We start from the raw sequence: 20,305 nt of genomic DNA on the forward strand, positions 1-20,305 counted from the left end.
CTTAGCATAGGCTTCTTGTATATTTGGAGGTTTATAGGCAGATGATTAATTCTGTACTGAATAGCTTTTTTGAAAAAAATTTAAGACGATATACGAGGTTTTACTTATGGGTGTAATGGATAAAATGAGGAAAAGTACCGGAGTCATTTTGTGGGTGCTTATCTTCTCATTTGGGTTATTATGGATGTTGGCGGACACGAACTTTTTTGATGTGCTCCAGCGCGGATCCCGAACCCTTGGCGAAGTGAATGGCGAAACGGTATCACTGGAAGAGTATAATAGCCGAATTAATTATTATACAGAACAGTATTCCCAACGAACCGGCAATTCTGTTAACGCAGAAATGCGGGCTAATTTTGAGCAACGGGCGTGGGACGAAATTGTTACCGGTAAGCTGATGCAGCAAAAGATGGATGAGCTGGGTATCAAAGTGACGGATCAAGAAGTTATCAATATGATTACCGGTGAGAACCCCGATCCCTTTATTCGTCAGCAATTTCAACGGGAAGATGGCACCATTGATCGCGTAGCGCTTAAGACCGCCATCGAGTCGCCGGAAAATAAACAGCTTTGGATTGCTGTTGAACAGCAGATGCGCCAAAAGCGCCGCCAGCAGAAGATGAACAGTTATCTTCAGTCGTCGATGGAGATCAGTCAATATGAAGTTGAGCAGCAGTACCTGCGCGATAACACCATGGCTGATATCTCTTTTGTGCGTTTCCCTTATGCGGAGGTTTCAGAAAGTGACATCTCAGTAACGGATGACGATCTTAGGAGCTATTATGATAATCATCAGTCAAAGTTCGAGCGCAAACAGTCGTATCGGTTTAACTATGTGAGTTTTGATAAGAGACCAACCAAAGAAGATACCGCTCGCACCTTAAAAGAGATGAAAACCTTGCGGCCCGACTTCGCCAGTGCAGAAAATGATTCTCTTTTCTTAAATCAGTATCAGTCAACGACGCCCTACAGCGCACAAATGGTCGCCAAAGAGGAAGTTCGGGAGCTGTTTAGCCCCGTTCTTGAGTTAGAAGACGGCGAAGTGAGTGAGGTGATAACGAACCAAGGACGTGTGTTTTTGCTCAAAAAGCTTGAAGAAACCGGATCGGAAGTTAAATTCGTGACCTTCAGTATGGATGTCACGGCAGATCCCATTGCAACGGTAGACAAGCAAGCTAAAGAAGCAGATGACTTTAGTTTCTTTGCCGAAGAAGATGGATTTGAAACGGAGGCAGAACGCCGTGAATTAAATCTGCAGGAGGGCTTTGCCACTAAGGGAACCAACTTTATTTCTGGTATTGGCCAAAGTCGTCAAATTATGAATTTCCTTGAGAGTGCTGATGAAGGAGACATTTCAACACCACTCGAACTTTCTCAACAGTTTGTGGTATTGCACGTGGAAGAGGTTTCTCCAGAAGGTGTACAGCCGTTTGAAGAAGTCAAAGAGCAAATACGCAGTACGGTCATCAGCAATAAACGCAAAGAGCAGGTCACAAAGCGTGTTGAGGACCTGCTGGCCCAAAATAGTGACTTGTCTGCTTTAGCAAGTGCTGCTGGCAAAGAGGTGGCTTCAGCCGAAGGGTTGGCCATGAGTGTTTCTACCATTCCAGGAGCAGGGCGTGAACCTTCCGTGATTGGCGCAGCCTTTGGGTTGGAAGAAGGCCAGCAATCAGGGCCGGTTGAAGGAGTTAGTGCTGCATTTGTGGTACGTGTTGATAATTTACAAGAAGCTGATATCGTCAACTTAACGACCTCCCAGCGAAGTGAAATCCGGCAGTCGCTGCAGCAGCAGAAGGGCGCTGTGTTTATGCAGACTTGGGTTGAGCAGCTTAAGAAGGGCGCGGATATCGAAGATAACCGATCGCAGGTGTTAAGAGGTTAAAAGTTTTATTTACATAAAGAGTATTAGGGCAAGAGGGAATGCTTCTTGCCCTTTTTTGTTTTAATAGGCAAAGAGATCTAAGCTGCTGATTGATATATGACAGAAGTAGATAAAAAATGGATGCGACTGGCACTCGAGATAGCAGAGCGGGGGGCGGGGCATGTATCCCCTAATCCCATGGTTGGGTGCGTGATAGTCTCCGAAGAAGGAGAAAAAATAGCTCAGGGATATCATGAGCGCTATGGTCAGGCTCATGCAGAGCAGAATGCGGTGGATGCCGTCAAAAATCCGAAATTATTAGAGAATGCGACGGTCTACGTAACGCTGGAACCGTGTGCCCATCAGGGCAACACTCCGCCCTGTTGCGAAATGCTTGCTGAGTTGCCCATCAAACGCGTGGTGGTAGCAATGCAAGACCCAACGCCCAAAGTTGCAGGTAAAGGGATTCAACACCTGCGCAATCATAATATTACAGTGGATGTCGGCCTGTTGACTAAAGAGGCCAAACGACTTAATGAATTTTTTCTGCACCATCAAACGTTTAACCGTCCATTTGTTACACTCAAAATAGCACAAACACTGGATGGCTATATAGCGGCCCCGGATGGTAATTCAGAATGGATAAGCGGGGAACATGCACGAGCGATGGTGCATCAATGGCGCAGCCGGTATGATGCGGTTATGGTAGGGCGAAATACAGCCTTATTGGATAATCCCCGCCTTACGGTTCGCCATGTGGAGGGGCGACAGCCCCGGCGCATTGTGATTGACGGCCCCCTTGAACTGCCGGATGATCTGAATTTGTTCACCGATCAGTATGAAGATAAAACGATTGTCTTAACGCACAATGAGGAGAAATACCGTAACGAAGCTGACCCGATGCTCAATATGCTGAAATCGGACTACTTCCGGGGACAGACGTTGCTTGTCGAGGAAAAAGATGGCCACACTGACCTCAAGAAAGCATTGCGGGAGATCGGGGGGCTGCCCCTTACGTCCGTTTTAGTGGAGGCAGGCCAAAATCTTGCCTCGGCACTACTAAGAGAAAAACTGGTTGACAAGGTAGAGTGTTTTATTGCCCCTAAGATGCTGGGGGGCGGTACAAAATCCGTCTTGGGAGTGGGCATTAACCGGATGGAAGAGATTATGGAGTTTCGAGATGTCCAGTGGAAGAAAGTAGGACAAGACCTTTTGTTTAGGGGCTATTTTTAAACCGATACAATAACGAACAGACAGATGTTTACAGGAATTATTAAAGACGTTGGTAAAGTGATAAGCATTCACCCGCTGGATGGCGGCAAAGAGTTAACTGTTGCCAGTAATTTTGCCGATGAGTTAGCCGTTGACCAGAGTATTAGCATCAATGGGGTTTGCCATACCGTAACCGACTGCAGCGACACTACCTTTACCGTGCAGAGCGTGGAGGAGACGCTGCGAAAGACCAACATTGGGGCTTTGGAAGAAGGTGATGTACTCAACCTGGAACGCTCATTGCGACCCGATCAGTTGTTAGACGGCCACTTGGTGCAGGGGCATGTAGATGCGACCGGAACCATTGAAGAGATTGAGCAGGAAGGCACCGACTATCTTATTACCATATCCTATCCTGCAGAGCACCAGTCGCTGATTGTAGGCCGCGGAAGTATCGCCCTGGATGGCATTAGCCTGACGGTGGCCCGAACGGAGCAAAATCAATTTACGGTTGCTATTATTCCTTATACCTATGAACATACTAACCTGAAAGCCAAAAAAGCAGGTGACACGGTAAATCTGGAGTTTGATGTGTTGGGCAAGTACGTGGTCAACTACCTGCAAAACCGCGGCGAATAAATTCTTCAGCGGCCCCAAACTTTTGGGAAATAGTCCGAATGGAATAAGGTTCCGCGAGGGCAGGAGCTCAGTTTTACGGGGCAAACACTATGAAGCTATGTAACAAAGGACCATCCTCATCTTTAGCACGGGGATTCGAGCTGGTTCATACTCATCCGATGAGTGGTAAGCCTGGCTCTCATTTGAGATTCCTTGTCACCATTACTACTTCTCCCGTACACGCAGCAAAGTCTGAACTTTGATAAGCGAAATGAATTTGGCTCTACAGTCCGGCTATCCTTTTTTCTGTTTTTCCATACCCCTGACACTTTAAAGTTGACCTCCATGGCTGTTGGAGATACTAATAACCATTGTACCCATTAACCAATAACAACACTTAATAACCGCCAAAACCTCGGGGTGGGCGCCGCCCTGTGGAGGTGGAGCTGCGTTCCAGGTTGTTAAGAATAGGAAGTTTCTGGATAATCCCTTGCAGGCGTCCGGCATTGATTCGCAGGGAGAAGAAGTAATATTGGCTGTCACCAAAGGGGTTCATGGTGAATGAAAGATCCCAGCAGTGCAGGTTACGGCTGAGCGAGAATTGAGAAGGCGTGAGTTCCTTTCGCACAAAATCGTAACCCACCTGGGTACGGAAATCCCACTTCGGAGTTAATTTAAGATTGATGTTACTGGCATTGATCGTCGCCGAAGTGCGATTGTTCCCCGTTGGATTTAAATTCCACCGATAGCTAAAATTGACGTTGAATGAAAAGGGAGAGTTAAAGTCTTGTACCGGTTGGGTGCCAAAGTGAGGATCCACCGGGTGGAACATACGCTGATTGAGCGGATCATAGGTCGCGGGGAAGTATGTTTTTTGATCTCGGGGCTGTAGCCCGCCGCTTTTTCCCCAGCTAAATGAATAGCTGGTGCTGGCGTTAAAGCTCGTCATTTCAAAAGGTTTACCGGAATTGGTAAGTAGATAATCGTCAATCTTTCGGCCGTCTTCGTCGCGTTCATAAAAATTAAAGTTCGCACCAGCCCGGATACTCAATCCTTCAATAATTCGGGCTGAAAAAGAGGTATTAAGGTCGGAAAGCTTGATACTGTCGGCGGCAAAGTTATAATTGGTGTTCATGCTAAGCTGGTCAATAAGCCGAACGACTTCTTCTTGCTTTTCACCGGTGGAATCTCGACTCACCTTTTTGGCTTCAAAAGTGTTGTTGATGCTGATGCCCAGCGAGCGTTGCTCTCCCATTCCCGGGCCTCTAAAGACTTCGTTTTCAAAAATGGAGTAGCGTTCTTCTGGAACGGTGCCATCTTCTCGTTCAGGACCCGTCTGCACCGTGCGGTAGAATCCCCAGAAATCATCACTAAAGTCAGGGCGATAGCTGAGCGAGAGGGAGGGCCGAAGGGTATGCCGGAAGGCCTCCAGCTTGCCGATCTTGGCATTGGCCATCCCATAGACGGTAGTAGAAAAGCTCAGGCTGGTAGAAAAGTCACGGGCGGTGTTAAAACCTCGAATCTTGTGTTCAACCACTTCGTTGGAGTCCGGTAAAAACACTTTACGAGTGCTGGTAGGAAACCAGTATTCATTATAGTTGGCATTTGCGCTCAGATTTAAAAATGGGCTTGACAAAAGCTGTCCCAGGCTAAAGTCAACCTGTTGCTGAAAGCCATACTGAATATAGTCATCATCGTCAGTCGCCTGGCGATAAATATTAGGATCCGTAAGAGCCTCGAACCAGTTATAACGGGCCGAATCGCGGCGAGTAGGTTGGTAGTTGAACTCTGAGTCAAACGAATTTTTATAGCTCACCGATAAGTTCTCGTACCATGCACTCTCTTCGGCCGTGGTCTGTTCATTTTCAAAAGGAGAAAACCGTTTCAGGCTAAAATTGAAATTGGGACCTGTCAGGCGTGTAGTATTAGTCTTAAAATTTTGATTCTGGCGTATGGAAACATCAAAACGGTAGGTATTTTCCGGGTGCTGGTACCGGTAATTAACGTTGGAACTGGTGCTGGTTTCAGCTCGGTCATTCGGATCGTAGGAATTCTGCTGAAGGTAGTCGGCTGTGCGCAGGTTAATGTTAGCACTCAAACTGGCATAAGGAGAAAAATCCTGCTGATGGTTGAGCCGCAATTGTTTTTGCACCGTCGTTTGATAGCCCGGATCTGTAGGTTCAAGGCCAGAATTATCATGGGAATACCCAATCTGAACATTGCCACTGTACTTATCTCGATTTCGGTAATTGAGACGTGAGTCTACAAAGTAGGAGCCGGAGGTAAAAATATCGAAAGAGACCTGGCCGGTAAGGTAGTCATTGAAATATTGAAACCAGCCAATATTCTGCAGGCCAAGTCCGCGCGTTTCCTTCTGCTGGAAGGCATAGGTGGCTTCCAGAAGCCCCGATTGTTTTTGGTCAAATTTACCCGGCAGGTATCCAAAAGGAAAGACAAGTGGGTAGGGAATATCCAGGATGAACAGCCGGGCTCGTTCGAAGAAAATCTTTTCCTGATCCACTACTTTCATACGGTCGGCCCGGATGTAGTAGTGAGGGTGGTCAAGCATGCAGGTTGAGTATTTGGCATCCTCCAGGAAGACCACATGAGGGGCCGTTTTTTTAACTTTTGTGCCAATGATATTACCATCCTGAATATTGACGCGCGCCACCTCGAATCGTCCTTTTTCGGTCTGATAATTATAATCAATACGGTTGCTGCGGACCTTGTCATTCTCACGAATGAGTACGGGGTGCGAGAGTGTATCTTCAGGACTGGGAGAATTAGCACTCACAATATTGTTGTCGATATTCATCGAAACTTTTCCGGCCTTCAGCTGCCCGGATTGGTGAGCGACCGAGGCTGAGCCATGTAATGTAGCAGTACGACTGGTATCGAAGACAAAAACGAGAGAGTCTGAAGACTGGAAGTTAACCTGTCCCTCTTGTTCGGGTGTTGGAGCTACTCCCTGTGCTGAGGTCCCTTGCCCTGCTCCCTCCGGTATTCCCTGTGTAGAAGTTGGCCGGTTACGTTCCTGTCCGGTATTGGGTTGATCCAGAATTTGAGCATACGAAGAAATATGTACGCCCAGGATAAGCACTAACAAGATGCCGCTTTTCCAGCAAAAAAGACGGCCTAAATATGTTAAGCAGTTATCCATTAGAAAAGTACAGAAACAGGGGTTACGGTTGGAGTATATCGCTTAAATAATACAACATCATAAAAGCCTACTTAGTATAAGGCAGAAGTGATAAGAAATGAAGTATTAAAATAAGAGTAAAACTATTCTACTTCTTTAATTTTATATACTGTTTCGCCCTCTTTTTTCATGCCGTATTCTTCCCGGGCAATACGTTCCAGCAGGGTTGGGTCATTTTTTAAGTCTTCAATCTTTTCTTTGAGGATCAGTGTCTCTTTTTGGAGTTTTTCCTTTTTGGATTGAAGTTCATCCATCTGGTAGTTGAGCTGGATGCGTGTCCACAGGCTGTATGTATCGATAAAGGCAAACCAAATGAATATAAAGCCTCCCAAGATGAGGGCCAGGAATGACTTTCGCCAGCGCAGGGGATTTAAATTCTGAAGATTCATATAGCCTCTATCCGATAAATTAGCAACAATAACCTGTTAAGAAAATACGACAAAAAGTAGTTGAATCGCAATAAGCGGCACAGAATAACTTAAGCAGGTTACTGTTTAGTTGCGTCCGGGGGTAAAAGCTTCTTCAAAGTGTTTGATTTCCGGTGCTTCCCCAGAAGCCTGCAAAACAGAAATTACATCAAATCGGATAGGAGCGCCATCCATTTTACGCTCATAAACCCAGGCTTCGGCGGCTTTATAGACGTTCTGTTTCTTCTCTTCATCAATGTACTCTTCCGGTTCTCCATACTGGTTGGATGAGCGTGTCTTAACCTCTACAAACACAATGCAGGAGGCATTATCATAAGCAACAATATCAACTTCTGCGTGTTCGAAATGATAGTTGCGTTCGAGGATGGTATATCCATTAGACTCCAGAAAAGCTACGGCAAGGTCCTCACCTTCGTCGCCAATTTCGCGCGTCGTTTTATTACTCATGATCTTCAGGTTTGATGGAAGGAGATGAGGGTTCACGGCCGGTGATGGAGTGTTTCATTTCTGCAAGCTTAACAAGATGTTTAAGGAACTTAAGGTTGCGCTTATTAATGTAGGGCAGCAGCGCTTCGGTAAAGCGTTCAAACATTTCCAGGAACTCGGTAAAGCTTTCGATGCGCTCACGGAAGTCTATCTCTTCTTTCGAAAGCGACTCCTTATCTTCAAAGAGCTGCAGGCATTCATTTAAATTTTCGCGGATAGGAGCTACTTCGCGCTGTTGTCGTTCCCGAATGATGGTAGCCACAATATTCCAGACTTCCTTTTCGGCGGTGTAATAATCCTTGCGGCTCCCCTTGAAATGTACTTTATGGATGAGCTGCCACTGCAGCAGGTTCCGCAAATTCATATTGGCATTGCCGCGGCTAATATCCAGCTGGGCCATAATGGCATCCGTATCCAAAGGATCGGATTCCGCGTAGAGCAGGGCATGGATCTGGGCCATCGTCTTGTTGATGCCCCAGGCCGAAGCCATCTCACCCCAGAGCAGCACAAATTGCTCCAATGCTTCTTCATGGGTATGGGATCGTTCTTCGGGCACAATAAATAAAATTTCATTTAGGATTTTTGTACAACCACTTTGTCATCCTGAACGAAGCGGAAAGCCCTCCGTTGAAATGATGATTGTATTCAATATAACACTTCGAAAAGCCTCCGTTAGTCTGCTGTAGCTTTATCAGTGGATTTCTTCGCAGTGCTCGCACCATTCGTCTTGTCGGCAGCTTTAGCTCGTTTTTCTTTACGGTCACCGTCTTTATAGTCGGTTACGTACCAGCCGTCGCCTTTATAGACAACACCGCCGCCACCCGAAATAACGCGTTTTACTTTCTGGCCGGTCTCGGGACATTGTTCCAAAGCATCATCATTAATGCTTTGTTTAATTTCAAAAGTGGTTCCGTCTTCTCTTTTGTATTCGTATGTGGGCATAATGTTAATATTTTACCATAATAAATCGTGAGTTACATAAAAGGGAAAATCCCTTAAGGGGTTCCCTAAATGAGGTGGTTTATACCTCATGAGTTGGATCTCAATATAGCATAAAGTGTGCCAAACTTTATGATTGGTCATATTTTCAGGCCAAGTCAGCCAATCCGTTCGCCAATCGATCCATAGCTTCTTCCAGATCCTCCATTGCCGAGGCGTAGCTAAGGCGCATCCCATTAGGCTCCCCAAAAGCATCACCGGGGACGGCTGCTAAGCCTTGCTCTTCAATCAGGTACAAGCATAGATCAGTGCTGGTCTTGATGCTGTCACCGCCTTTGGTGGTTGTGCCCAGATAGTGGGAAATGTCGGGGAATACGTAGAAAGCACCGGACGGCTTAAAGCACTTAACACCATCGATAGCAGAAAGACGTTCAACGATAAAGTCGCGACGTTTCTTGAAGGAGGCTTTCATTTTATTGACCGCAGAAAGATCCCCGCGGTAGGCTGCTTCACCCGCCTTTTGGGAAATGCAGGAGGGAGCCGATGTTTCCTGGCTCTGGATTTTGGCAACGGCATCCACAAACTCCTGTGGACCGGCCATATAGCCCAGGCGCCAGCCCGTCATAGCAAAGCCTTTAGAAAATCCGTTGATATACACCGTTCGGTCTTTCAGGTCCGGGGCTACATTCAGGATGCCGACATGATCGCCGTCAAAGACGATATACTCATAAATTTCATCCGTAATGATATTCACTTCCGGATGATCGCGTAGTACTTCGGCAATAGCTTCCAGCTCTTTGGCCGTATAGCAGGTGCCTGAAGGGTTGGAAGGCGAGCAGAGGATCAGCGCCTTGGTGCTATCAGTAATGGCTTCTTCGAGTTGTTCGGCACTCATCCGGTAGTTGTTTTCGAATGACGTTCGTACCGTTACGGGCGTACCATCCGCCATCTTAACCATCTCGGGATAAGAAACCCAAAATGGAGCCGGGATGATTACTTCATCTCCTTCATTGAGCATCGCCAGCAAGCTGAAACCCAGCGCCTGTTTACCGCCATTGGTACAGATAATTTGTGACGGATCGTACGAAAGATCGTTATCGCGCTGCAGTTTGATAGAGATGCTCTCACGCAGCTCTGGGGTTCCGGTATTCATTGTGTAGCCGTGAAACCCATCCTTAATGGCCTGGATAGCTGCATCACAAATATGTTCCGGCGTTTTAAAGTCCGGCTCGCCGGCACTTAGCGAAATGATAGATTTGCCCTGCCGTTTGAGCTCCTTGGCTTTGGAGGAAATTTTCAGGGTTGCGGATGGAGCAACGGCTTGAGCGCGATTAGAAATCATTGGTTTAATTCTTCAATTTTGATATTCAATTTAATAAGAGACTGAAAATAGAAAAAAGTGGGCTCTAATTCTAAAAGGACTTTGGGATAGTATTGTTTCTTTTTAAGGCTATTGTTTGTTAAGTCGGAATGTAAAAAACTTTCATTCCTCGGTCGTTAGGTATCTTACGTTGGATGGTATTATCACGCTTCGGCTTTGGCCATTTGTTGTAGCAAAATTTGTAAGTCCGGGATGTTGAGGGAGAAGGGAAACCATTCGCTGCATCACAGCTTAACAAAACGAGAGACATGGTCTGATAATTCATGGCACGAAGCTCAAAGCCTCGTGCCATGAACATAATACAAATAGAAAGGGAGGAGAAGGCTTATTCTGCTTCTATTTTAACTTCTTCCTCTTTCTCTCCCAAGAACGGGTAGTCGGTATAGCCCTCTGCTCCGCCGCCGTAAAAGGTCTTCTGGTTCGGTTCATTAAGCGGGGTATTCTGTTTGAAGCGCTTTGGAAGATCCGGGTTAGCCAGGAACAGACGAGCAAAAGAGACCAAATCCGCCTTTCCATATTCCACCAATTCAATGGCTTCCTCACGGTTATAATTGCCGTTAGTCATAAGAAGCCCGTCATAAAAGGAACCGTAATACTCCAGCACATTTTGTGCCAGGTGGGGATGTCCACTTAAGTCAGCCAGTGGTTCTACGAGCTCCAGATAGGACAACTCATAGTCTGTGTTTAACCTGCGGATGATGTATTCATACAGCTCTTTAGGTTGGGAAATCAGATTATCCCTGTCATAAAAATAAATTTACTCATTGTGGGTGATTTCATAGATTGATTAGAGTGAGATGAGAGGTACGGCTTTGTAAGTTAGAATAAATGAGGGAGTCTATGAATAACGAAACCACGGAAGAATATTCGCTGCAAGAACAGGTTGAGGATCACGAGTCCACAATACAACAAAAGTACGGTACCTTTGGGGGTGTATTTGTTCCAACACTGTTGACCATCTTGGGGGTGATCCTGTTTTTGCGGCAAGGATGGGTGATCGGGAATGCCGGCTTGCTGGGCGGATGGCTGATTATCACCCTGGCCTTTATCATCGTTACATTTACAGCGCTGTCGATGTCGTGCATTACCACGAATATACGTATAAAGGCTGGCGGAGCCTATTCCATTATTTCGCAGTCATTGGGACTGGAGGTGGGGGGCAGTGTAGGCCTGCCGCTGTATCTGGCACAGACCTTTGCAATTACCATGTATATCTTTGGTTTCCGGGAGGGTTGGCTGTATATATTCCCAGGTCATTATGCCCTTCTCGTCGATATCATTGTCTTCGGCTTGTTATTTACGGTGGCCTATCTGAGTGCTCAGCTGGCTTTTCGTATCCAATATTTAATTTTGGCAGTCATTGCCGGTGCCCTTATTTCAGTGATAGCCAGTGTCTTTTCGGGGGCAATGGAATACAACATCCAGTGGTGGGGAACTTTTCCCGGGGCTCCGGACGATAATTTCCAGGGAGGAAGTTTTTGGGTAGTATTTGCTGTTTTCTTTCCAGCCGCAACTGGTATTATGGCCGGGGCCAACATGTCGGGCGAGCTCAAAAATCCCAAAAAAAGTATCCCGCTGGGCACGCTCACAGCTATTGGTATTAGTTATTTAGTATATATGGCCTCCGGTTATTGGATGGCCCGGGTGGCCCCGGTGGATGAGCTGGTGAGCAACTATAATGTGATGATCGATTATGCCTTTTGGTCGCCTATGGTGCTGTTCGGGCTGCTGGGTGCCACTTTTTCATCGGCATTGGCTTCTATCGTGGGAGCACCTCGAATTCTGCAGGCGCTGGGCGATCATAAAATCTTTCCGCGAGGGGAGGTCTTCTCAAAGCTGGCAGATAATGGAGAACCACGCAACGCGATTATGATGACCGGAGGGCTGGTATTGGCAACCTTGATGGTACGAGATCTGAACACCATTGCACCACTCATTACGATGTTTTTCCTGATCACCTATATGATGATTAATCTGGTGGTCTTCATCGAGCAACGGATGGACATGATCAGCTTTCGACCGACGTTCAAAATACCCAAGTTTGTGCCGTTTTTGGGCACCGTGGGGTGCCTGTTTACCATGTTTATCATCAACTCTACCTTTGGACTCATTGCCCTCGGCTTTGTCATTATTACCTACCTGTACCTGACCAACCGTGAGCTGCATGTGCCACACGGCGATATGCGGAGCGGTCTTTTTGTATCTCTGGCCGAATGGGCGGCGAAGCGGGTATCCGGGCTCCCGGAAAACAACGAGCGCGCGTGGAAAGCCAACCTGCTGGTGCCGGTACGCAGTGCTCGGGAATTGCGGGGCAGTTTCAGCCTTATCCGCAATCTGGTGTATCCCAAGGGATCGGTAAAGCTGGTGGGCATGAGCGGCAATAACGAAAGCAGTGCGTTCCGGGATTCGCTGATGGATTTTGCCATCTCCTTTAGCCGAGAAAATGTTTATACCCAATGGAGTATTATCGACTCCGATGATTTTAAGGATGCCGTCCTTAATTCCCTGCAGACGCTGCAAGGCACCTTCTTTAGGCCCAATATCCTGTTTCTCCGTTTGCCAACTTATAAACGATATGATGAAGAGCTCTACGCCATCATCAACGAAGCCCGGAATAACAATATGGGGATACAGCTTTACGTAGAAGACCCTATTGCACAGCTGGGAAGAAGTTCCTCCATTAATGTGTGGGTCAGGGAACAGAGCCCAGAATGGGATCTGAGCATGGAGCTGGGCAACATGGACCTGGCCCTGCTGACGGCTTATAAGCTCAAGGTAAACTGGAAGGCTGAGATGCGGATTATCACTGCAGTTGAGCAAGCACAGGTTAAGGAGGCCTACCGCTATCTCAAAAACCTGCTGGAAGCAGCACGCCTTCCCGATGTGCAGGCTCATGTTCAAATCGGTACCTTTGCAGAAGCTATACAGCATGCCCCCCAAGCGGACCTTGACCTCCTTGGCTTACCCAAAAATCCTGATTTGGATGAACTCCGTTCCTACGTAGAGCAAACGCAGTCGGCCTGCGTATTTGTGGCCGACTCGGGCAATGAGAATATTTTGGCGTAGGGTTTGTTGATTAAGGAATAATACCCGGTTTCAGGCCACACAAAAAATCCCCGCTGCTTCTTGTCTTGTTGAAGGAAGAACAAACGGGGATTATCGATCTAAAGCCTTAGAAATTAATAAGAATAGAAATTTAGTTGTTACTCATTACTACTCATCTGTTCCATCGGCATGGCTTCAGAAACGGCCAGGTATGAGGTGCTGTTGTGAACTAAATCCAGGTATTTTTTCATAACGGCCATGGCTTTGTCCATTCCGCCTTCCTGCTTCGCCATTTCAGCCCACCATTTTTCGTCATCAGGCGTTACCTCCCAGTCCATATCGCTGATGTTATCCATCTTCCAAATAAACATCATGTCCCATTCTCCGGATTTGAATTGCATCATTTGGGGACCTTCGGTCTCTGATGACATACCGGCTTTCATAAAGTGGTCATGGATAAGACTTTTGGCTTCATCCATACTACCGGGTTTGAATTTTACCATTACCACCTGGTGCCAGGTGTGGCCTTCCATTTTCTTCGCTTTGGGAGTTTCCATTTCCTGGGCAAAGCCGGATAGACTGGACATTGCCATAAAACATAGGAAAAGCGTCCCTGCAAGTAATTTGTTCATGTTGTTTACCTCCCTCTTTTATTTATGGGTAAGTTATATAAGAACAATAATTTATACGTTAGATAATTAATTATTCACAGGCAATAAGATTAATAATTATTAATGGAAATAGGGCCTGTTTTAATTGCCATGATAGACAAAGGATTTCCGCCATTTACGGGATTATTGCTGGAATAATTTTCGTCCTTTGGGGGTAAGTTGGTCCTTAAAGACAGATTCGGGTACAAAAATATCAAAAGAGCCGGCCGCATATGCTGCCACTTGGTAGGGGGGAAAGAAAATTTGGAGCCCCGTGGGATGTCCATTAGGGCCGGGGCGAGCCAGCAGGAAGTGTTGGAAAAAAGGGAAGTCGGGCGCTGTGCCGTCGTTGATCCAGCCCAGGGAACTCATTGAAAGTTCTTGGGTGGAATCTGCGGAGTCGGTGAGAACAGATATTCTTTGTGTAAGCTCGGATACAATTTTTTTGCGGCTATACTCGCTGACCGGATGTAAGGCCGTAGAATCCGCAAAGAGGTCGGTTAACCGGATGAAGTGCTTACCGGAGTTATCGTAATTTACCGTTTTATAAAAGTGGTTCCCGTGGGCGCCACCGGTATAGGTGTAGCCTTGCCCGAGAATACTGGTAAACCGTTTCGTGGAATCAAATACCGTAAAGTCAAGGCTCAGCTGCCAGGGATAAATAGGCCCATCAGGAATGGAATCCTGTTGAAAGAAAGAGATGAAATCTGTTCGTTGGCTTTGGGCATATCCCTGGAGTTCCCTTCGGAGCATATCATTATAACGAATGGCTGCAGGAAACCGCACCTCGTAAATATAGTGGTCGGTAGAATCCTGCACTTGTAAAGGCAAATCTTTGTTGATTGGATCGGGCGCCGGTTCCTGGTCACATCCGCTGGTTATACAAATAGCAAGGATAAGCATAAGGGAGCAAAGACAAGAGGTGATATCAGAATGGGAATTGGTCATAGTAACATATTTTGGAGTTGTCATCCGGATGAAGATTGCGATAAGGTACATAATAGCGGGGAAATTCTCAGTGTGTAGCTCAGATATTTGCCTATTAAGCAATGCAGGAGGATAAGATCCATCACGATTGACTGTTCCATTTTAGGAACAACTCAATAATGGGATCTATAAACCTCAGCAAGGGAATTTATTCCGCGTATCGTTGATGCGGGCAATAATATACAGGTGCATTCGTACAAAGAGGCAAGCACTGGCAGAGCGTTTTTGATCACTATTTATCATATATTAAAGACAAAATTATGATATTTACCACTCACCGACTTTCTGTTATTATGTTAGCGTTGTTTATTGGTTTTGTTACGAACTGTAATAACAACTCAGGCCCTGATAATGAAAGTCCACATTATTTTGAGTTTACTCACCAGGGAGAAGAAATCAACTATACTTTTGTAGCTAAGACCTCCAGCCCGGAGGTAATCAGCAAGGTAGAGGATGAATTATCGAAGCCGATGGATCAACGTAATCTGCATATCCATGGGACGATTGCCCGCGGAAGCAAGGAGTATAACAGTCGTTGGAGTTGGCATTTTGTGCCCGGACAGTGGGACCTTGTTGAGGTTTCAGCCGAAGTGTGTGACGGCCGGCCCGGAATGGTAGAAGAAGACCTTGACTATTGGGTGGATCAAGTCGGTACTTTTTGCCCGTGGTCCTCCGTTGTTTCTGCGGAAGCTAAGGTAGAGTAAGTCGTCTATTACTGTATTATGATCGTTTCAAAATCCGGTTGAGTATGGAAATGATATACCGCCCCCTTTTCCTCAGAAGTACGACTAAATAATACCGCTTCACCATCCACATTGATTTCTTCTGGTTCAAAGGGCAGGCCAATAATATTAATTTTAACCTCGCGATAAGGTGGGGCATAGGAACCTTCGCGATCAGCTGTTAGTTGTAACGAATCCTGCTCCTCATCCGGATACAGGTTAAATTTGGTATAGCGATAATACCCTTTGGCATAGTCATATCCTTCTTCGGAATCCTCATACAGCTCGCTGGTTGATGGCTGGTGTCCATAGTAAATGTTGAGATCCAATGTTTTGGGATCTCGCTCTTGGGTATATTGCATGACCTCACGGAGTGGGAGTACGGTTCCAGCCTTAACGAAGAATGGGATATCAGTGATGGGGGCATCAATATTATAGCTGTGTTTCCCTACATAGGGTTCATTGGTGCGGTAGTCGTACCAGAGTCCATTGGGAAAGTAAGTTTTCACCACTTTTTTACCTTTGGCAAGCACCGGGGAGACGAGGATATCCGGTCCAAACATAAAAGCGTCGGTTTGATGGATAGACCGAGCGTCAGACTGATCCTCGTAGGCTAATGGGCGAAGGATAGGCGTACCTTTATTGATATGGTCGTAAAAGGTAGTATACAGATAGTGCAGTAACCGGTAGCGAAGCTCAATAACCGATCGGTTGATATCGGTATATCTTTCTCCGTAAGCCCACGGTTCTTGGTCAGAGGTGGGTTTTCGTTTCTTCTTTTGTTCTATTTCCTGTTCATCAACGGCAGCGGACCCATCCACATTAAAGCCCATAGTATGATTGCGGAAGAGTGGGTGAAAGATACCCAACTGCAGCCACCGGGTAAAAAGCTCAGGGGTGGGATCATCTACGAATCCCCCGATATCCGTTCCCACAAAAGAGTAACCCGAAATGCTGAGGCGCTGGCACTGTTCGTTAGCCAGCTTTAGATGATCCCAGCTGGCTATGTTGTCGCCGGTCCACAGGGCCGCAAAGCGTTGGCCGCCCGCAAAGTTGGCTCGGGTAAGCAGAAAGGGACGTTTTTCAGCATTATGCTGTTTAATTCCCCGGTACGAGGCACGGGCCATCTGCATGCCATAGATGTTATGAGCTTTCTTGTGGCTGCAGGCATGGCCATCGTAATCATGGCGGATGTTATCGGGAAATGTTTTATGGTCCACCTCAAAGACGGCCGGCTCATTCATGTCATTCCAGATACCGCTTACCTTTTTTGCTGCAATGTGATCTTCATACAGATCGGCCCACCAGTCGCGTACTTTGGGATGGGTAAAATCCGGAAAGGCGGATGTGGAAGGCCAGACCGGTGCCAGGATTGTTTCCCCATCGGGACGTTTGCAAAAGAAATCGTTTTCCTTACCCTGCTGGTACACAAAATAGTCCTTGTCGGCTTTAATACAGGGATCAATCATTACAATGGTCTCAAAACCCTGTTCTTTAAGATCCTCAATCATGGCTTTAGGATCAGGGAAATGGTCATTATTCCAGGTGAAACAGCGGTAGCCATCCATATAGTCGATATCAAGGTATAGGGCATCGCATGGAATTTGTTTACTGCGGAAGGTGTCGGCAAGCTCTCGTACACGCGATTCGGGATAGTAGCTCCATCGGCATTGATGATAGCCCAGTGCCCACATCGGGGGCATATCGGGCGTTCCGGTTAGCTGAGCATAGCGTTCTGAGACGGTTGTCAGCTCGGGACCATAGATAAAGTAGTAGTTCATAATACCGCCTTCGACCGAGAAGCTGGTCGTCTTTTTCTTCTTCTTGCCGAAGTCGAAACGGCTACGGTAGGTATTGTCAAGGAAAATACCATAAGCCTGACCGTCATTGAGTGCCATATAAAAGGGAACGCTTCGATAGAGCGGATCGTCGCCACGTTTATATTCGAAGGCATCGGTATTCCAATTTTCAAATGCCTCTCCTTTTAATTTATCTTTACAGACTTTGTCACCGAGACCAAAGTAGTGGATGTTCTCGGAATGCTGCTTGGTAATTTTTATTTCCCGGATGCCCTTCATAATGCTTTCCCGTCGATAAAAGCCCGCTTTATCCTGGCAAAGCGCATTGCCCTCGGTATCATAAAAATGGACCAGCAGGTTTTTCTTGCTAACGCGACAGACTAAGGCCTTGGTAGTAATTATGAAGGTTTCTTGTTGCTCTTCGAGGATAAAATTGGGCTCCGGGGGGGTAAATTCTGGATCTACTGCATAAGAAAAGTCGGATCGAAGATCGCCCTCCAGGTAATACTTCAGCTGAATGATTTCCGGGGTGTGAACGGTAAGGTGTAGTTCGATCCCATTGGCCGTGGTAAAGGTAATATGGGGTCCTTTTTGATCAACATTTTCAATTTGATCCGGACGGTGTTTGGAGATGACATCGGGTTGGCGACCGTCATCCGCTTCTTCTGTAACAGTTGATTCTACAGGTTCTTTTTTGGCCATAAAGCAAGCAGTTAGTAGTGGTAATTACATAGAATATTGTTTTGATAATGTATCAGGGAGACAGAAAATAGCCTTTAGCAAGCTCCGTATAAGTTTCTACCTGATTGGTGACCCATTGATGGTCGTAATTTAGTTCTCTTGCCATCAGCTTTGCTACGGGCTCGGCTATCTCTATACTTGCCCGTGCATCCAACAAGAGGGCCCGGGTTCGGCGGGCAAGCACATCTTCTACGGTACGGGCCATTTCACTACGGGCCGCCCATATTACCTCGGCCGGTGTGTAAGGCAGGTTTGGATGCAGTTGTGGGTTACCATCGGCTTGTTCAGAAGCAATTTTCTTAAGGGCAAGAGCATCCGATCCGTAGAGTTCAAAGGGATCGGCCGCATCAGAATTTTTTAGCCAGCCATGCAGGCGAAGGTTATCCGTAATAGATTCCCGTTCATCAAGTCCGGCTACCATAGTGGCCTCGTCGATGGTGTCTTCAGCCATTTTGCGGTATGTAGTCCACTTTCCCCCGGCAATGGTCACTAACCCGGAGGGATCTATAATTAGTGAATGGTCCCGAGAAATGGAAGAAGTATCTTTGCTATTTTTATTGGCGACCAATGGACGAATACCGGCAAAAACACTTAGTACATCCTCGGGTTCTGGATCCTTGGTAAGATACCGGGCGGCATGAGTGAGCAGGAATTCGACCTCCTCTTCTTTAGCACGCGGTTCCAGTGAGGGAGCCTCAATGGGCGTATCGGTAGTGCCGACAATAATCCTATCGTGCCAGGGTACGGCAAACAGCACACGCCCGTCATCTGTTTTTGGAACCATAATCGCGCTTTCCCCCGGCTGAAAGGATTCATCCAGCACAATATGTACGCCTTGACTGGGACGTATCAACTCGCGATTATCGGGGTCGTCCATCTTACGTATGCTGTCGGTAAAGATTCCTGTGGCGTTAATAACCGCACGGGCCTGTAGTTCAAAGGTATGGTTGCCTTCCCTGTCTTCTGCCTTGACGCCGGAAATCAGGCCATTGGCTTTTAGCAGGTCGGTTACTTCCATATAGTTGATCCCAATGCCATCATGGTCGAAAAGTGTTTGTAGTAAATTGATGGCCAGACGAGAGTCATCGAATTGAGCATCGTGATAAATGACGCCTCCGTTCAAGTCATCTGGTTCGAGCGTCGGTATTTTGGCTAAGGTCTCTTCCTTCGACAGGTTTTCGGATGGACCGAGCCCGAGGTCGCCGGCCAGTTTATCATATATTTTTAGTCCAATACCATAAAACGGGCCTTCCCACCAGTCGTAGTTTGGGACAATGAACGATTGATTCTTGACGAGATGCGGAGCGTTTTGGCGCAGTAGTCCCCGCTCCCGAAGCGCTTCCAGCACCAGGGATACGTTGCCCTGTCGCAGGTAGCGAACCCCGCCGTGGACCAGCTTGGTACTGCGGCTGGAGGTGCCTTTGGCAAAATCATGTTGCTCCAGCAGAAGGGTACGATAACCGCGTGAAGCTGCTTCTACGGCAGTTCCAAGTCCCGTGGCTCCTCCCCCGATAATGATGAAATCCCAAATCACGGGGTCATCCTGGAGTTGTGTGATAAGCTCGTCTCTATCCAAAGTCATAAATATTCTGGTCTATGTTGTGGCTTATCATAAAATAATCCCGCTATATCAATTCCTTTGCCCTTAAATTATATCGCAATTAAAGATTTAGATTTTAAAAAAGAAAATGAAAAATAGGTAAGTTCATAATTTCATCAATAAATCGGAATAGGATTCAGCTACCAGATCCTTATTTGAAATATTGAGCAGCTGCATGTATTTGCGGCACTGTTTGTGCAACTTTTTTTTGCCTATGGTGTTATCTTCGTCGATGGCTTCAATTTCTACAAAGTGACCCAGCTGCTCAACGTCATCAATATGGAACTTCACGTTATCGATAAAGTAGATCTCGCGCTGCTTATCGACGATGGTTTTTACATCCAGCGCATTTTGAAGTAGTTCTTTGAGTGCTTCAGGATGTTCGGCGGGCACCAAGTCGATATCCGAGGCTTCGGGAGCTTTGGAATCAGAACGACGATAGAAAATGAGGTTCTGTTCGATGGTTCCCTGCCGTAGCTTTAGCCGTCCATCGGGTACATCAAAATAGGTGTCTATTTGGTGGTCCTTGCCTTTGTACTCAGCACCCTGTAGTTCGAGCTTCTTACGGATCATGGCCGGATATTTACAGCGTGCTTTAATTTCTATATTAAGGAGTGACATGCTGTGAGTTCTAAGT

Annotated in this window: 17 protein-coding genes; 5 read left to right on the forward strand and 12 right to left on the reverse strand. The window is 46.6% G+C overall.

Annotation, left to right across the window (positions count from 1 at the left end):
- The first annotated feature begins 124 nt into the window (after positions 1-124).
- From J6I44_RS09045 to J6I44_RS09055, 3 genes are all read left to right on the forward strand, one after another.
- Positions 125-1,882 carry a SurA N-terminal domain-containing protein gene (locus J6I44_RS09045; protein ID WP_265765757.1) on the forward strand — a complete coding sequence of 586 codons (1,758 nt, stop codon included), beginning with the start codon at positions 125-127 and terminating at the stop codon, positions 1,880-1,882.
- Between the two features lie 96 nt (positions 1,883-1,978).
- Entirely contained in the window at positions 1,979-3,094 is a 1,116-nt protein-coding gene (ribD, locus tag J6I44_RS09050) for a bifunctional diaminohydroxyphosphoribosylaminopyrimidine deaminase/5-amino-6-(5-phosphoribosylamino)uracil reductase RibD (RefSeq protein WP_265765758.1), read from the forward strand.
- Between the two features lie 24 nt (positions 3,095-3,118).
- Positions 3,119-3,712: a riboflavin synthase gene (locus tag J6I44_RS09055; RefSeq protein WP_265765759.1), complete on the forward strand. Its 594-nt coding sequence runs from the start codon at positions 3,119-3,121 to the stop codon at positions 3,710-3,712.
- Positions 3,713-4,088: 376 nt separating this feature from the next.
- Here J6I44_RS09055 and J6I44_RS09060 read toward each other — a convergent pair whose 3' ends face one another.
- The 7 genes from J6I44_RS09060 to J6I44_RS09090 all read right to left on the reverse strand — a co-directional run bounded on the left by J6I44_RS09060 (position 4,089) and on the right by J6I44_RS09090 (position 10,881).
- On the reverse strand, positions 4,089-6,851 hold the full coding sequence (locus tag J6I44_RS09060; RefSeq protein ID WP_265765760.1) for a putative LPS assembly protein LptD: 2,763 nt from the start codon (positions 6,849-6,851) through the stop codon (positions 4,089-4,091).
- Positions 6,852-6,973: 122 nt separating this feature from the next.
- Entirely contained in the window at positions 6,974-7,279 is a 306-nt protein-coding gene (locus J6I44_RS09065) for an FtsB family cell division protein (RefSeq protein ID WP_265765761.1), read from the reverse strand.
- Positions 7,280-7,384: 105 nt separating this feature from the next.
- Positions 7,385-7,765 (reverse strand): YraN family protein, encoded by a 381-nt coding sequence (locus J6I44_RS09070; RefSeq protein WP_265765762.1) that lies wholly within the window; start codon positions 7,763-7,765, stop codon positions 7,385-7,387.
- Positions 7,758-8,360, reverse strand: coding sequence for a GbsR/MarR family transcriptional regulator (locus tag J6I44_RS09075; protein ID WP_265765763.1), 603 nt, complete (start codon positions 8,358-8,360; stop codon positions 7,758-7,760). The genes J6I44_RS09070 and J6I44_RS09075 overlap by 8 nt, the downstream gene beginning before the upstream one ends.
- Before the next feature lie 116 nt (positions 8,361-8,476).
- Entirely contained in the window at positions 8,477-8,746 is a 270-nt protein-coding gene (locus J6I44_RS09080; protein ID WP_265765764.1) for an FmdB family zinc ribbon protein, read from the reverse strand.
- A 145-nt stretch (positions 8,747-8,891) separates the two neighbouring features.
- The gene (locus tag J6I44_RS09085; RefSeq protein WP_265765765.1) at positions 8,892-10,085 is read right to left on the reverse strand and encodes a pyridoxal phosphate-dependent aminotransferase; all 1,194 of its coding nucleotides are present in this window, start codon (positions 10,083-10,085) and stop codon (positions 8,892-8,894) included.
- A gap of 364 nt (positions 10,086-10,449) precedes the next feature.
- On the reverse strand, positions 10,450-10,881 hold the full coding sequence (locus J6I44_RS09090; protein ID WP_350356689.1) for an oxidoreductase: 432 nt from the start codon (positions 10,879-10,881) through the stop codon (positions 10,450-10,452).
- 83 nt (positions 10,882-10,964) lie between these two features.
- Between J6I44_RS09090 and J6I44_RS09095 the strand changes: the two genes are divergently transcribed.
- Positions 10,965-13,190 (forward strand): amino acid permease, encoded by a 2,226-nt coding sequence (locus tag J6I44_RS09095; RefSeq protein WP_265765766.1) that lies wholly within the window; start codon positions 10,965-10,967, stop codon positions 13,188-13,190.
- Between the two features lie 137 nt (positions 13,191-13,327).
- On the opposite strand, the gene J6I44_RS09100 is transcribed toward J6I44_RS09095, so the two are convergent.
- Together J6I44_RS09100 and J6I44_RS09105 are read right to left on the reverse strand one after the other, a co-directional pair.
- A complete protein-coding gene (locus J6I44_RS09100) occupies positions 13,328-13,801 on the reverse strand; it encodes a hypothetical protein (protein WP_265765767.1) in 474 nt (157 codons plus the stop codon).
- 162 nt (positions 13,802-13,963) lie between these two features.
- Complete coding sequence (locus J6I44_RS09105; protein WP_265765768.1) at positions 13,964-14,767, reverse strand: DUF3298 and DUF4163 domain-containing protein; 804 nt, start codon at positions 14,765-14,767, stop codon at positions 13,964-13,966.
- Positions 14,768-15,066: 299 nt separating this feature from the next.
- On the opposite strand from J6I44_RS09105, the gene J6I44_RS09110 reads away from it, so the two are divergent.
- The gene (locus J6I44_RS09110; protein WP_265765769.1) at positions 15,067-15,510 is read left to right on the forward strand and encodes a BP74-related protein; all 444 of its coding nucleotides are present in this window, start codon (positions 15,067-15,069) and stop codon (positions 15,508-15,510) included.
- An 8-nt stretch (positions 15,511-15,518) separates the two neighbouring features.
- On the opposite strand, the gene J6I44_RS09115 is transcribed toward J6I44_RS09110, so the two are convergent.
- From J6I44_RS09115 to J6I44_RS09125, 3 genes are all read right to left on the reverse strand, one after another.
- Complete coding sequence (locus J6I44_RS09115) at positions 15,519-18,029, reverse strand: glycoside hydrolase family 31 protein (RefSeq protein ID WP_265765770.1); 2,511 nt, start codon at positions 18,027-18,029, stop codon at positions 15,519-15,521.
- Between the two features lie 52 nt (positions 18,030-18,081).
- On the reverse strand, positions 18,082-19,644 hold the full coding sequence (locus J6I44_RS09120) for a glycerol-3-phosphate dehydrogenase/oxidase (protein WP_434084231.1): 1,563 nt from the start codon (positions 19,642-19,644) through the stop codon (positions 18,082-18,084).
- A gap of 129 nt (positions 19,645-19,773) precedes the next feature.
- Positions 19,774-20,289 carry a class IV adenylate cyclase gene (locus tag J6I44_RS09125; RefSeq protein WP_265765772.1) on the reverse strand — a complete coding sequence of 172 codons (516 nt, stop codon included), beginning with the start codon at positions 20,287-20,289 and terminating at the stop codon, positions 19,774-19,776.
- Between the last annotated feature and the right edge of the window lie 16 nt (positions 20,290-20,305).

The sequence above is a fragment of the Fodinibius salsisoli genome, from assembly GCF_026229185.1.
GTDB classification, from domain to species: domain Bacteria; phylum Bacteroidota; class Rhodothermia; order Balneolales; family Balneolaceae; genus Fodinibius; species Fodinibius salsisoli.